This is a genomic window from Kitasatospora sp. NPDC059827 (assembly GCF_042731675.1).
Lineage (GTDB): Bacteria > Actinomycetota > Actinomycetes > Streptomycetales > Streptomycetaceae > Kitasatospora.
Window position 1 is genome coordinate 124,811 of the sequence record NZ_JBHWIV010000017.1, and the last position, 13,210, is coordinate 138,020.

Consider the following 13,210-nt stretch of genomic DNA (forward strand, 5'->3'; position numbering starts at 1 on the left):
AGATCTGGCGCTCGTCGTGGGGTTTGGGGGTGTTTTTGGGGTCTTTTTTTCCGTCTACTTGCGGCGGGTGGGGGGGCGGGGCCCCCCCCCCCCCCCCCCCCCACGGCCCCGGCCTCAACGGCCGGTCGTTCGAGGGGAGATCCCTCAGACCGCCGGGAAGATCTCGGCGTCCGGCTTGAGCAGCTGGCCCGGCTTCGGCGCGGTGCCGTCCACCAGGTAGCGGGTGACCAGCGCGTTCAGCGCCTTGCTGCGGCCGACGGCGCAGTGCTCGATGGAGTCGACGCTGACCAGCACGGCGTTGCCCAGCTCCTGCTGCATCCGCTGGGCGAACTTGTACTGGGTGGCCGGGTCGTAGAGGTTGCCGATCACCATCACGGTGTTGGAGGTCTTCTTGTTCCAGGGGCCGGTGAAGCGCTCGGCGTCCCGGGCCGGGGCGGGCCAGCTCGCGCACGCCGGGGCGTCGAAGGCCTGGTAGCGGCCGAAGGTCGGCGACTCCTTCTCCCACGCACGGGCGACGTTGGCGAACACCCGGTCGTTCGACGGGTACGGCTTGTCCTGGCAGTTGACGCCCATGTAGGAGTCGTCACCGGCGTACTCGGAGTCGGCCGGGGCCTCGCGCAGCGCCCGCGGGACGTTCACCGTGAGCTGGTTGGCCGCGTCGTCGGAGACGTCCGCCTTCGGCGCCAGCAGGGCGGCCGCGGCCGGCTTCTGCATCACCTGGTAGGTGGCCTGCAGCGACTTCGCCAGCGGAGCCAGCTTGGCCTGCGAGTAGAGCGCGCTCGCCACCTCGCTGGTGAAGCTGCTCAGCGTCACCTTGGAGCCGTTCGACAGCGTGATCGGGCTGGTCCGCAGGTGGTCGCGGAGCGCGTCGAACTTGGCGCGGGTGTCGCCCTCGCCGAAGGCGCAGCGTGGGGCGCCGGCGGTCTGGCAGCGCTTGAGGAACTCGTCCAGGGCGATCTCGAAGCCGCCCGCCCGCTGGCGGTCGTACTCCAGGCCGTTGTGCAGGCGCAGGTCGGGGTCGACGTTGCCGTCGACGATGACCGCGCGCACCTTGTTCGGGTACATGGCGGCGTAGGTGGACCCGATCAGCGTGCCGTAGGAGAACCCGGCGAAGGTCAGCTGGGAGTCGCCGACGGCGCGGCGCATCCGGTCGAGGTCACGGACCACGTTGATGGTCGACATGTGCTCGATCAGCGGGCCGGCGTTCTTGCTGCAGGCGTCGGTGTAGTCCTGGTCGGCGTCCAGGGTCTCGTCGACCTCGGCCTTGGTGACGGGTACGCCCACCATGCGGTTGTTGACCGCGTCGGCCTCTTCCTGGGTCTTGAAGCACTTGAGCGGGTTGCTCCGGGCCACCCCGCGCGGGTCGAAGCCGACCAGGTCGAACTTGGCCTGCACCTCGGCGCCGAAGCGGGTGGTGGTCGCCCACATGTATCCGCTGCCGCCGGGGCCGCCCGGGTTCATGAACAGCGAACCGATCCGCTTGGCCGGGTCACTGGCACGGTGCCGCATCATGGCGATGCCGACCTTCTGGCCCGACGGGTCGTCGTAGTCCAGCGGCACGGGGTAGACGGCGCAGTCGAAGCCGCCCGGGTCCGGCTTGGTCGGGTCGGGGTTACAAGGCTTCCAGTCGACGGGGTCGACCTTCGCTTCGGCGGCCGCCGCACCCGGGGCCCGGTCGATCGGCGCGGCCGACGCGGCCACAGCGGTTCCGGTGACAAGGGCGAGCGCGCAAGTGACCGCTCCGGCCAACGTGGATATGCGGGACAAGGAACCTCCTCCGTGCTGAAAGGGCGGCCCCAGCCTGTCAGTCTGAGATCTCCCTGTGAAGACCTCGTAGCGGCGGAATTGTTTCGGACTTCCGGCCGCTCTCCCCGGAAACATTCTGTGAATGAACCAACTTGACGGTTGATTGACCTGACGGTGGTTCAACCACACCCGATTGGACGACGGGCGAGCGCCGACCGGGCCGTGGGTCGGCGGGCCGACCAAGCCCTTGATCCACTCGACGCGGCGCTCCTCGACCGGGCCCGGGCGCCGCATCCACTCCCCCATGGACTCCGACCCACGCCCGGGACGCCCGCCGGATCGGCCGGACGGGCCCGGGGGGGCTCCGGGGCGGCGGGCCCGCGGCGGGCCCGCGGCGGGCGGCAGGGTAGCGCAATCAGGATGCATCCGGAACAAAGTAGGATGACTCAACTCCCGCGCTACGCGCGAAGAGTTCCATAAATGTTCCATTTGCCCGATTTACTACCGCTTCACACGCCCGGAGCCCCCCTCATGGACAACACGTCCACCGCCGACACCGCCGCCGGCGCGATAGAGACGCGCGGAATCGAACCCGTCCCCGACCACGAGCGTCAGGGCAGAGTCCGCGAGCTCTTCCCGACCTGGGTCGCGGCGAACATCAGCGTCCTGCTGCTCACCATGGGTGCCGCCCTGGTGGTGCTGAACCAGCTCAACTTCTGGCAGGTCCTGATCGTCGCCGCGTGCGCCGCGCTCGTCTCGTTCGGCCTGGTCGGCGTGCTGTCGGTCTCCGGCAAGTGGGGCGGGGCACCGGGCGCGACCCTCTCGCGGGCCACCTTCGGGGTGCGCGGGAACCTCTTCCCCGGCGCGATCCTCTGGATCGCCCGGTTCGGCTGGGAGACGATCAACGCCGTCACCGGCGCCTACGCCGTGCTGACCGTGCTCGACCTGGTCTTCGGCGTCAAGAGCAACACCGCGCTGATCGTGATCACCCTGTTCGCCTTCGTCGCCTGCACCTTCCTGGTCTCCGGCATGGGCCGGAAGGCGCTCAACGTCTGCAACACCTGGTCGACGTACCTCTTCGGCGTGTTCAGCGTGCTGGTGCTGGGCTACCTGATCGCGACCATGCACTGGAGCGAGGTCTTCTCCAAGCCCGCGGGCACCACCGCGATGGTGGTCGCCGGCATCGGGACCATCGCCGCCGGCGGCATCAGCTGGGTCCCCACCGGCCCGGACTTCGCCCGCTACCTGCCGCACTCCGCCTCCGGCAGGAAGATCGTCGGCGTGACGGTCTCCGGCGCCGGCCTGGTCATGGTGCCGATGGTGCTGATGGGCGCCGTGATGGCGGTGGCCTCCCCCGGCCTGGCCCAGGCCGCGGACCCGGTCTCCTTCCTCGGTGACCTGCTGCCGACCTGGCTGGCCGTGCCCTACCTGCTGACCGCGATCGTGGGCATGCTGCTGATCAACAGCCTGTCCATGTACTCGGCCGGCTTCACCGCTCAGACCATGGGCGTCAAGCTGCCGCGCGCCCTGGCCGTCAGCATCAACGCCGTGATCTCGCTGGTCGGCGGCCTGCTGCTGATGCTGGTCGCGAAGAGCTTCCTGGGCTCCTTCATCACCTTCCTGATCCTGCTCGCCGTCTCCTTCTCGGCCTGGATCGGCGTCTACGCGGTGGACATGTTCCGGCGCCGGACGCGCGCGGTGCGCTACGACGCCGCCGCGCTGATGGACACCACCCGGAACAGCCGCTACTGGTACGCGGGCGGCTTCTGCTGGCAGGCGATGGTCTCCTGGGTGCTCGCGCTGCTGTTCGGGCTCGCCTTCACCAAGTGCGACTGGTTCGCCGGCCCGCTCTCCGACACCCCCGTCGGCAAGTACGGCCTGGCCTGGGCCGCCACCATCGTGATCTCCGGCGCGATCATGGCCGTGCTCCCCACGCCCCGCGAGAACGTCCCGGCCACCCCCGACCGGTCGGCCGCCGAGCAGGCCGAGCGGACCGAGCGGACCGAGCGGGCCGAGCGGACCGACCAGGTCACCGTCTGACCCCGGCCACACCCCGGGCCCGACCCCCGGGCCCACACCCCGGACCGCCCGGTCGCGGCGACTCAGCCGAGTCGAGGCGACCGGGCGGTCCCGTTTCCATCCGCCCTTGACGCACTCCCCGTGGAACGACGACCGCGGGTCTCAGCCGGCCGCCGGGCTGCCGACCCGCAGCAGGTTGCCGCTGCGGTCGACCAGGGCGAACTCCCGCATCCGGTAGTCGGTGCCGCCCACCGGCGTCAGCCGGCTGCCGGTGGCCGGGTCGGCCTGGACACCGATCCGCTCCCACTCCCGGTGCCATGCGTCCGCGTCCCGGACCTGGAGGTAGCAGCTGCTCGCGGTGGCCAGCGGATCCACCCCCGGTTCATGGCGGAAGTGCAGCTCGACCGTGCCCCGGACGACGATCAGGTAGCCGTCCGGCCCGTCCCAGCGGCCCCGGGGCTCGAAGCCGAGCCGGCCGTAGAACTCCTGGGTCTCGTCCAGGTCCCGGCTCGGCAGGACCGGAACCGCGTACTCGTCCATGCCGCCACCCTATCCGCCGCCCCGGAGCGGGGTGCGCGGGCTGCTCAGCGCCTCCTCTCGTACCTGGTCAGGAGGACGCCGTCGGGAAACGTCCGCGTCTCCACCAGGTTCAGGTCCACCCAGCTGTCCAACGCGGTGAAGAACGGCGTGCCGCCGCCCACCAGGACCGGGTGGGTGGCGATCACGTACTCGTCGATCAACCCGGCACGCATGGCCGCCCCGGCGAGCGTCGCGCCGCCGATGTTCATCGGGCCGCCGTCCTCGGCCTTGAGCCGGGTGATCTCGGTGAGCGCGTCGCCGGTGACCAGGCGGGCGTTCCAGCCGACCGTGTCGATCGTCGAGGAGAACACCACCTTCGGCGTGTCCCGCCAGTTCCGCGCGAACTCGACCTCCGCCGGGGTGGCGTCGGGCCGCTGGTCGCCGGTCGGCCAGTAGGAGCTCATCGTCTCCCACAGCTTGCGCCCGTACAGCGACAGGCTGCTCGCCAGCTCGTGGTCGAGCCAGTACTGGAAGAGCTCGGGGCTCGGCGGTCCGCTCCAGCCGATGTCGTCGCCGGCCGCGGCGACGTAACCGTCCAGGGTCAGATTCATGCCGTAGATCAGTTTCCGCATGGCCCGGCCTTCCGTCCGTGGGTGTCCGGCGTCCAGACCAGCGTGAGGACCGTTGTCGTTGCCCGCCACCCGCGGCTGCGCGACGACGTCATGTCGCTACCTTCGCACTGCCTCGGGGGACGTCCTCCTCGGAGTCGCCCTGCCCGCGCGTGCGGTCCAGCTCGCGCCATTCCGCCCGCAGTCCGGCCAGATTCGTGGTGAGGAAGTACCCGGCGCCGCAGGCGAGCAGCACCGGAAGGAGTCCGACGGCGGCCACCGCCGCCCCGGCCAGCAGCCCGCCGAGAGGGATCCCGGCCCAGGCCAGCGAGTCACCGAGGGCGTTGACCCGGCCCAGCATCCGGCGCGGCACCCGCTCGACGAGGACGGCCCCCAGCACCGGATTGACGAAGCCGGCACCGAACCCGCTGACCGCGAAGACGGTCAGGACCACCCCCAACGGGGCGTCGAAGGCGAGGACCAGGAACCTCGGCGCCCCGGCCAGCAGGAATCCGGTGAGAAGCACCACCCGCCGCCGCAGCCGGTGCGCGACCGCCGCGGCGATCAGGCTCCCGCCGACCGCCGCGGCTCCCATCACGCTGCCCATCAGGCCGATCGCGGTCGGCCCGTTGCCGGACTCCCTGGCCCAGACGGGTACGAGCACCGAGCCGAACGCCGCGTCCAGCAGGTTGGTGATGCCGACCATGACGATGACGGTGAGCAGCAGCGGCTCGCCGCGCAGGAAGGTGAAGCCCTCGCCGAACCGCCGCCAGTAGCCCGGTCCCGTCTCCCCGGTCGGCGAGGGGGCCTCCTCGGGCGCGTGTCCCATGCCGCGAGGCAGCGCGAGTTTGATGATCACTGATCCGAGGGCGAAGCAGCCCGCGTTGACGGCGAGTCCGGTCAGGGGACCGAGCAGGGCCACCAGGGATCCGCCGACCGCCAGGCCGACGGTGGAGGCGAGCCGCTCGATCACACCGGCCAGACCGGTGGCCCGTTCCAGCGGCACCCGGCCGCGCTCGGCCGCCTCCGGGACCATCACCTCCTTGGCCAGGTCGCCGGGGCCCCGGGCCGCGCCGATCAGCGCGACGAGAACCAGCAGAAGGGGAAAGGACAGCAGGTCCAGGGCGTGGAGCAGGGGAACCGCGGCGGCGGCGGTCGCGCTGGCCAGATCGGTGGTCCAGGACACGGCCCGCGGGCCGATCCGGTCCACCAGCGGTCCGGTGAACGCCTTGACCACCACGTAGGGAGCCATCTCGCAGAAGGCGACCAGTCCGGTCCGGGTGGCGCTGCCGGTGGTGACGAGGACGAACCAGGGCAGTGCCACGACGGAGATCCGCGTGCCGGTCAGCGACACGACCATGGCCGCCAGCACCCCGCCCAGCGGCCGTAAGGACCTCTTGCCGGGTATGCCGCCGGCCTCCGGGGCGTCGTCGGTCATGACCTCGGCCTTCCTTCCGCTTCCTGAGGGCCGGAGGGGAGCGACGACGTGGCCGGCGCGTCCGGTTCGGGCAGGATCTGCGTGATCACGGCGACCCGTTCGGCCCCCTCGGGGGCACCGGCCGCGGTCTCCGGTGTGTCTCGCCGGTAGCGCGCGATGACCTCCGCCAGCTCCCGGTACAGAGCGGCGGCTTCCTCGGGCGTGAGCCGCAAGGCCCAGTCGCTCATGTCGAAGGTGTTCCGCCATGCGCGGGGCATCGTCTGGAGCCCGTTGAGGGCTTGCTGGGTGCGCAGGGTGTAGAGCGCGGCGACGGACTGCTGGTAGGCCAGTGCGGCCTCGGGCTCCCGCTCGGCCAGCTCCGGTTCGTTGAACCAGGTGGTCCGGTGCACCGAACGCCACCAGCGTTCGCGCGCGTTGCCGCGTTCGGTGTCCTCCTCGACGAACCCGGCCGCGCCGAGCTGCCGAAGGTGGTAGCTGGCCGTACCGGAATTCACGCCCAGCCGCTCAGCGAGGCGGGTGGCCGTCGACGGGCCGTACTTCCGCAGCAACCCGACCACCTGCACGCGCACCGGATGCGCCAGGGCACGCAGCCCCTTGGCATCCAGGACGACCGAGTCCTCTTCGACCTGCGGGCCGTCCGGCCCCTCCACTGCATCAGCCATGCGACACACGGTAGTCCGCGAAGAGTTCTTTGCGAAGGGTTCTTTGCGAAGAACCCTTTGCGGTTCAGCTCGCCTGTGAGGTGCCGCCGCTCATCTGTCGACCGTCGCGCCGCACCGTCAGTGCCGGGCGTCAGTGCCGGGCGAGGCCAGCTTCGCGGGAGAGGTCCGGGTCCTCCGGGGCGCCGAGGACGAGGATCTGGAGGGCCGCGCCGACGTAGACGACCAGGAGCCGGGCGATCCTGCGGGGCGTGCTGGGCATGGTGGTTGTCCCTTTCTCTCGTTCGCTCGTTCGCTCGTTCGCTCACCGGAGGGTGCTGCCGGGGGTCACCAGGAGGTGGCGTCGTCCATCGACTGCTGCCAGTAGGTGACCTTGAGGGAGTCGTCCACATAGACGCCCTTCGCGGGCAGCGAGGGCTGGGACCCGGCGCCGACGCTCTCGTTGCCGGACGGGCCGTGGAAGTAGACGACCAGGGAGTTCACCGTGTGGCCGTTGGCGCTGTCGGTGCCGTCGGTGGAGGACAGGTTCACGGAGGCGTAGCCGGACTCGCCGGGCTTGAGCGTGACGACGGCCTGCGGCTTGGAGTCGGTGATCACCGGGGGCACGGACTGGGCCTCCCCGAACCGGACCGCCGGGTAGCCGTGCAGGTAGCAGGTGCCGCTACCGGTGTTGGTGACCGTGAGCAGCATGTGGTTCACGGGGCGGTTCAGCGGGGCGGCCGTCGTCCGGGTGTTGTCGCCGGTGCAGGTGACCGGCTTGGCCGCCTCCGGCGCCGGCCCGCCGGACGGCTTGGACACGGGGGCGTTCGCCCCGGGCTTCGTACTGGTGGACGCGGGCCCGGCGGCCGAGGGCTTTCCGGTGCCACCGGCGCTGCCGACCGGAGCGGCGGGCGCCGGCGCAGCGGACGAGGGTGCGGCGGACGAGGGCGAGGCGGATCCGGAGGCCCGGAGGGTCGGGCCGGTCGTCGTCGCGAGGTCCCCGGTGTCCCCGTTGCCGGTGCAGGCGGAGACCGACAGGGCGGCGAGCACGACGCCCACGGCGGCGGTGGCCAGCCGGGTGCGGGAGGTACGGGAGGTACGGACGGACATGTGCTCAGGCCCCTTCGGCAAGCGGTCGAACCGTTCGTCGACCGGATGACCGAAGCCTGCGGAACGGTCCGTCCCAGCCGCCAGAGCGCACACCCCGTTGGGGACACTGGAACGGCGAAAGGGCCTCTGACCTGGGGGAACGATGCGCCCCTGGAACGCCGAAACGGGACGCCGAAGGGCGTGGCGGGCCCGCGCGCCGCGCCGTCAGTGCGGCTGCCGGTCGGACCGTTCGTTGTCCTGCGTCGCCCGGAAGGCAGCGCGCCACGCCGCGTCGAGGCCCTCGCGGGCCGCCTCGATCCCGGCGGCGGTGTTGCCGCCGGGAACCGCGACCCGCTCGATCACCTCGGCCGGCGTGGCGCCGCCGCCAACCAGGCGGCCCGCCGCCTCCAGGCTGCAGCTGACCAGCCGCTCCGCCAGCTCCCTCGGCAGCGGGGCGCCCCGCTCGCACTGGGCCCGGGCCATCGACACCGCGGCCTCGGCCAGCAGGGCCGGGCCGCAGGACGCCAGGTCGGTCGCGGCGCGGCCCTGCTCCTCGCCGATGACGAACGGGGTGGAGAACGATCGCAGCAACGCCAGGAGCTTCTCGGTCGCCGCCTCGGTCATCCCGGGCCCGGGCACCAGGAGCGTCGCACCGGCGCCGATCTCGTTGCCCGCGCTGGGGATCAGCTTGGCCACCGGGCCCGGCACCGCCTCGGCCAGCCCGGACAGCGGCTGCCGGTTGCTGATGGTGACCACGACGTGGTCAGCGGTCAGCCCGGGTCGCAGGTCCTCCAGGACGGCGGGCAGGGCCGACTGCGGCGTGCACAGGACGATCAGCGCCGCGGCGCCGGGCAGCTCCCGCAAGGACGTGATCCGCACACCGGGGACGGCCCGCCGGAGCTGCTCGACGCTCGCGGCGGAGCGCCCGCTGGCATGGAGGTCGCCCGGCCCGACGGCCCGGCCGAAAGCCGCCGCCAAGGTCCGGCCCATGCGGCCCAGGCCGACGATTCCCACCGTTCGAAGCTCGCTCATGGCGGCAAGCATCGCAGATGTCGATCACCGGTCTCCGGCCGCCGAATCACCGGCAGCGGCACCACCGGCGGCACCGCCGACGGCACCGCGGGCCCGAACGCGTACCCCGGGCCACCGCCCCGTGTTGCCGATCGGTGTTGCCACCCCGGAAACGGCGGCGCAACGGGGGCCGGACCGTCCATGCTGTGACGCACCGTCAGCGCGACCAGAACAACCCACCGATACTGCGAGGATGGTGCCGTTGTGCAGCCCGTAGAACGCCGGGGGGTGACCGGGTGGGGAACCTGCAGCCGCTGAGCCCCGATCTGAACGAGGAGTGCCGCGCCTTCGCCGAGGCCCTGCGCAGCCTGTTCGCGGGGTTGTGGCCCACGGTGTCGGTGCGCCGCTACAGCTCGCGCCGGCACCTGAGCCCGGGGGCGCTGTCCCGCTACCTGTCCGGGCAGCGGATCCCGTCCTGGCAGTTCGTCCAGGACCTGCTCACCGACGTGGGCGCCGACCGGGGCACCGTCGCCACCCTGGAGACCGTCGAGCTCCTCCGCTCCCTCCACGCGGCCGCGCTGAGGACCAGCGCCTCGGTGGGCCACGCCGTCCAGCAGCTGCAGTTCCAACTGGCCGAGGCCGACCGGCTGTCACGGCGCTCGGCCGCCCACAGCGACGTCCTGGGCGACGCCCTGCTCGACAAGAACCACCGCATCGCCGACCTGGAACTGCGCCTCAACCAGCTGGAGAGCGACTGGGCGCGGGAGCGCGCCCGCGCGGACGAGATCGCCGTCTACGCCGACGACCGCGCGGACCTGCTCCTGGAGAAGCAGGACCTGGAGAAGGAGGTCGCCCGGCTGGAGGCCGAGTTGGGCGAGGCGCTCCGGCGCCGGCTGGCCGCCGAGGCCCGCTGCGAACTGCTGGAACGCCAGCTGATCGCGGCGGAGCAGCAGGCCGGCGAGGAGCCGCTGCGGATCGAGGCGGCCGCCACCGCCGACACGGCCGACACCGCCGTCCCCACCGCCACCGGTCGGCCCAGGGTTCTGGTGGTCGACGACCAGCCCTCGAACCTGGTGGCCCTGGAGGCCGTCCTCGCGGCCGCCGACTGGGACGTCCTGGCCGTCACCTCCGGTCCGGACGCCCTCAAAGCGCTGCTCCAGCACAACGACATCGCCGTCATCGTCCTGGACGTGCAGATGCCCGGCATGGACGGCTACGCGACCGCGGCCCAGATCAAGGGCCGCGCCCAGACCCGCGACATCCCGATCATCTTCGTCACCGCGATCGGCTCCGACCCGGAGAACGTCCTGCGCGGCTACGACGCGGGGGCGGTCGACTTCATCGTCAAGCCCTTCGACCCCTGGCTGCTGCGCGCCAAGGTCACCGCCCTGACCGGCATGTACCTGAACTACCGCGGCACCCCCCGCCCCGCCCCCGCGGACCGGCCCCCGCACACCACCACCGACTGGCTCCTGCCCTCCACCGCCACCCCCGCTCCCCCACACCAGCCGCCCTGACCACAGCCGCGCGCCTGTGGGCCCGACCTGACCAGGCCGGGTCGGGCCGGGCCCACGGGCGGCCTCAGCCCCGGGACGTCATGTCGTCGAGGAGGTGGGCGAGTTCGGCGGGCCTGGTGAACATGGGCCAGTGGCCGGAGTCGATGTCGACGAAGTCGACGTGCTCGGCCCGGGCGAGTTCCGGGGCCTCGCCCGCGGCGATCCACGCCCGGGCCTGCTGCGGGGTGAACTCCGGGCAGACCACCACGACCGGGACCAGGTAGCGGCGTCGGTCCGTCAGCCGGACCACGCCCCTGGCCACCTGCTCGGGGACGGGGACGGCCTCGGCGGCGATGCGGCGGCGGAGCTCCTCGTCGAGGTCGGCGCTGTCGGCCCCCTCGAACGGGCCCCAGCCGGGGAAGGGCATCGCGCCGTCGTGGATGGCGAAGAGGTCGGCGTAGGGCCGGCCGTCCTGGTGGGGGAAGCCACCGATCAGCGCCAGTTTGGCGACCCGGTCCGGGCGGGCGTCGGCCGCGAGCCAGCCGAGGGTGGTGGCGGCCGAGTGCGCCACCACGAGGGGCTTCTCCTCGGTCGCGTCCACGGCCGCGAGGACGGCGGCGAGCTGGTCGTCGAGCGTGGCGCTGGACCGTCCGTCGCCCTGGCCCGGCAGGGTCACGGGTCGCGGGCGGTGCCCGAGCGCCTCCAGCGCGGGTACCACCGCGTCCCAGGCGCTGCCGTCGAGCCAGAGGCCGCCGATGAGCAGGATGTCCACGGTGGGACCCACTTCCTGTGTCCAGAGGTGCGGGGATGGAGGGGGGAGGAGGGAGGAGACGGCCGCGAGCGTCCCGGAGCGGACGCGCCGACCTGCCCGAACCGGGCGTGCCCCATGCTAGGAGCGATTCAGGACGATCCACTTCCTGATGGCTCGGCAGCCGCCTACGCTGTCCGCCGTGCAGACCGGAACCAGCCCGACCGCCCGCGCGCTGCGCACCCTGGAGATCCTGCGGGCGCGCCCCGGTACGACCGCCGAGCAGCTCGCGGAGAAGCTCGGGGTGACGGACCGCGCCGCGCGTCGCTACGTCGCGATTCTCCGGGAGGCGGGCGTCCCGGTGGACTCCGTGCGCGGCCCGCACGGCGGTTACCGGTTGGGACGCGGCACCAGGCTTCCCCCGGTGAGCTTCACCCAGCACGAGGCGCTCGGCCTGGTCATGGCGGTGCTCGACGGCCGACCCGCCGCCACCGACCCCGGGGACCTCGTCGGCGCCGCCCTCGGCAAGGTGGTCCAGGCGCTGCCCGAGGCGGTCGGCCGGCAGGCCGCCGCACTGCGCGAGCACGCCGCCGCCGCGCCCGATCCGGGCGCGGCCTACGCCGATCCCGCCGTCACCAGCGCCCTGGTGGAAGCGATCGCCGCCCGGCGGCGCGTGCTGATCGACTACCGGAGCGAGGCCGGCAACGAGTGGCGGGCCGAGGTGGACCCGTGGGCGGTCGTGGTCCGCCGGGCCCGCTGGTACCTGCTCTGCCACTCCCACCGCGCGGACGCCGTACGCACCTACCGGATCGACCGGGTGCGGGCGGCCGAGGAACTCCCGGCCGGATTCCGGATGCCCGAGGGCCTCGACCCGGTCGCGGTACTGGAGCACCACCTGGGCACCGGCTGGGCCTACCCCACGCGCGTGCTCTTCGACGCACCGGCCGAGCGGGTGGCCCCGTGGGTCGGAGCGCCGATGGGGCGCCTCGAACCGGTGGGCGCGGACCGCTGCGTGCTCGTCGGCAGCACCCGCAACCCGGCGATGTACGCGCGGGAGTGGCTGGCGGCCGTCCCGTTCCCGTTCCGGGTCGAGGACGGGCCGGAACTCCGGGACGCGGTCGCCGCCCTGGCCGCCCGCTTCGCCGCCGCCGTGTCCGACCCCGGGGATCCCGCCCGCCCTTGAGCGCCGAACACCCTTGCGGCCCGCAGCACTTGGCGCCCGCCACCGGGCCGAGTACCCCGGCCCGCTGACCGTCACCTTCACGGACAGCGGCTGCGCCTTCACCACGGGGAACTTCCGGCAGGCGTTCTCCTGGTCGCGCTTCGACCGGATCACGGACGACCGGGACCACCTGTACCTCTACGCCCGCGGTGAACTCCCGGTGGCCGTCCGGAAGAGCGAGTTCCACCCCTACGAACTGGGCGAACTGCTGCGGGTGCTGCGGTCCAGGCCCAACTACCGCCCGCCGCGGCGCTCTTCCTGACCCCCGGCCGCACGGCGGTCGAGCGCCCCGGCGCTCCGCGGCCGGCCCGGCCCGGGTCCACGGCGGCGTGGTCGGCCTCGCACCGGTGGCGAACCACCGACCCGCTGGCATGTCCGCGGCCGAAAGTTCGCAGGTCAAAGGTCTGTTCACGGAGCCCGGGCCGGTCTAGCATTCCGGGTCACAGCAGCCCCACCACCCCCTTGCGGAGCTGCTGGGCAGACCGGCCCACGCCCCCACGTCGGCCGGTGCCTCCCACGGCCGGGACCGCGGGCCTCCCCGTCCCCGCGGTCCCGGCCGGCCCGCACGCTGTCGTGGGGGGGCGCGACAGGCGGCCCCCCCCCCCCCGCCCGGCCAGCAGGCCCCGCGCCGCGGGGGGGGAGGGGTTGAAGGGGGGGATCGAGGACCACCCCCCGG

General features: G+C 72.7%; 13 protein-coding genes. 4 read left to right on the forward strand and 9 right to left on the reverse strand.

The genetic code is table 11. From position 1 onward, the window contains the following. Window positions 1-144: 144 nt before the first annotated feature. Complete coding sequence (locus ACFV8H_RS14030) at window positions 145-1,767, reverse strand: alpha/beta hydrolase (protein ID WP_380399449.1); 1,623 nt, start codon at window positions 1,765-1,767, stop codon at window positions 145-147. A gap of 510 nt (window positions 1,768-2,277) precedes the next feature. Here ACFV8H_RS14030 and ACFV8H_RS14035 point away from each other — a divergent pair. Continuing rightward, on the forward strand, window positions 2,278-3,786 hold the full coding sequence (locus ACFV8H_RS14035; protein WP_380399450.1) for a purine-cytosine permease family protein: 1,509 nt from the start codon (window positions 2,278-2,280) through the stop codon (window positions 3,784-3,786). A 141-nt stretch (window positions 3,787-3,927) separates the two neighbouring features. Here the strand turns inward: ACFV8H_RS14035 and ACFV8H_RS14040 are convergent, their stop codons facing one another. The 7 genes from ACFV8H_RS14040 to ACFV8H_RS14070 all read right to left on the reverse strand — a co-directional run bounded on the left by ACFV8H_RS14040 (window position 3,928) and on the right by ACFV8H_RS14070 (window position 9,089). Further along, a complete protein-coding gene (locus ACFV8H_RS14040) occupies window positions 3,928-4,305 on the reverse strand; it encodes a bleomycin resistance protein (RefSeq protein WP_380399452.1) in 378 nt (125 codons plus the stop codon). A gap of 44 nt (window positions 4,306-4,349) precedes the next feature. Beyond that, complete coding sequence (locus ACFV8H_RS14045; RefSeq protein WP_380399454.1) at window positions 4,350-4,916, reverse strand: dihydrofolate reductase family protein; 567 nt, start codon at window positions 4,914-4,916, stop codon at window positions 4,350-4,352. An 88-nt stretch (window positions 4,917-5,004) separates the two neighbouring features. Next, the gene (locus ACFV8H_RS14050) at window positions 5,005-6,330 is read right to left on the reverse strand and encodes an MFS transporter (RefSeq protein WP_380399456.1); all 1,326 of its coding nucleotides are present in this window, start codon (window positions 6,328-6,330) and stop codon (window positions 5,005-5,007) included. Further along, entirely contained in the window at window positions 6,327-6,992 is a 666-nt protein-coding gene (locus tag ACFV8H_RS14055; RefSeq protein ID WP_380399458.1) for an ArsR/SmtB family transcription factor, read from the reverse strand. The genes ACFV8H_RS14050 and ACFV8H_RS14055 overlap by 4 nt, the downstream gene beginning before the upstream one ends. Window positions 6,993-7,122: 130 nt before the next feature. Further along, window positions 7,123-7,251: a hypothetical protein gene (locus ACFV8H_RS14060; protein ID WP_380399460.1), complete on the reverse strand. Its 129-nt coding sequence runs from the start codon at window positions 7,249-7,251 to the stop codon at window positions 7,123-7,125. Between the two features lie 65 nt (window positions 7,252-7,316). After that, complete coding sequence (locus ACFV8H_RS14065) at window positions 7,317-8,078, reverse strand: DUF4232 domain-containing protein (RefSeq protein WP_380399462.1); 762 nt, start codon at window positions 8,076-8,078, stop codon at window positions 7,317-7,319. A 204-nt stretch (window positions 8,079-8,282) separates the two neighbouring features. Then, a complete protein-coding gene (locus ACFV8H_RS14070; protein WP_380399463.1) occupies window positions 8,283-9,089 on the reverse strand; it encodes a pyrroline-5-carboxylate reductase family protein in 807 nt (268 codons plus the stop codon). 275 nt (window positions 9,090-9,364) lie between these two features. Here ACFV8H_RS14070 and ACFV8H_RS14075 point away from each other — a divergent pair, with 275 nt between their 5' ends. After that, window positions 9,365-10,585, forward strand: coding sequence for a response regulator (locus ACFV8H_RS14075; RefSeq protein ID WP_380399465.1), 1,221 nt, complete (start codon window positions 9,365-9,367; stop codon window positions 10,583-10,585). Window positions 10,586-10,649: 64 nt separating this feature from the next. Here ACFV8H_RS14075 and ACFV8H_RS14080 read toward each other — a convergent pair whose 3' ends face one another. Further along, entirely contained in the window at window positions 10,650-11,336 is a 687-nt protein-coding gene (locus ACFV8H_RS14080) for an alpha/beta fold hydrolase (RefSeq protein ID WP_380399466.1), read from the reverse strand. Window positions 11,337-11,514: 178 nt separating this feature from the next. Between ACFV8H_RS14080 and ACFV8H_RS14085 the strand changes: the two genes are divergently transcribed. Both ACFV8H_RS14085 and ACFV8H_RS14090 read left to right on the forward strand, forming a co-directional pair. After that, window positions 11,515-12,495, forward strand: coding sequence for a helix-turn-helix transcriptional regulator (locus ACFV8H_RS14085; RefSeq protein WP_380399468.1), 981 nt, complete (start codon window positions 11,515-11,517; stop codon window positions 12,493-12,495). A gap of 13 nt (window positions 12,496-12,508) precedes the next feature. Continuing rightward, window positions 12,509-12,796, forward strand: coding sequence for a YcxB family protein (locus tag ACFV8H_RS14090; protein ID WP_380399470.1), 288 nt, complete (start codon window positions 12,509-12,511; stop codon window positions 12,794-12,796). The last annotated feature ends 414 nt before the right edge of the window (window positions 12,797-13,210 follow it).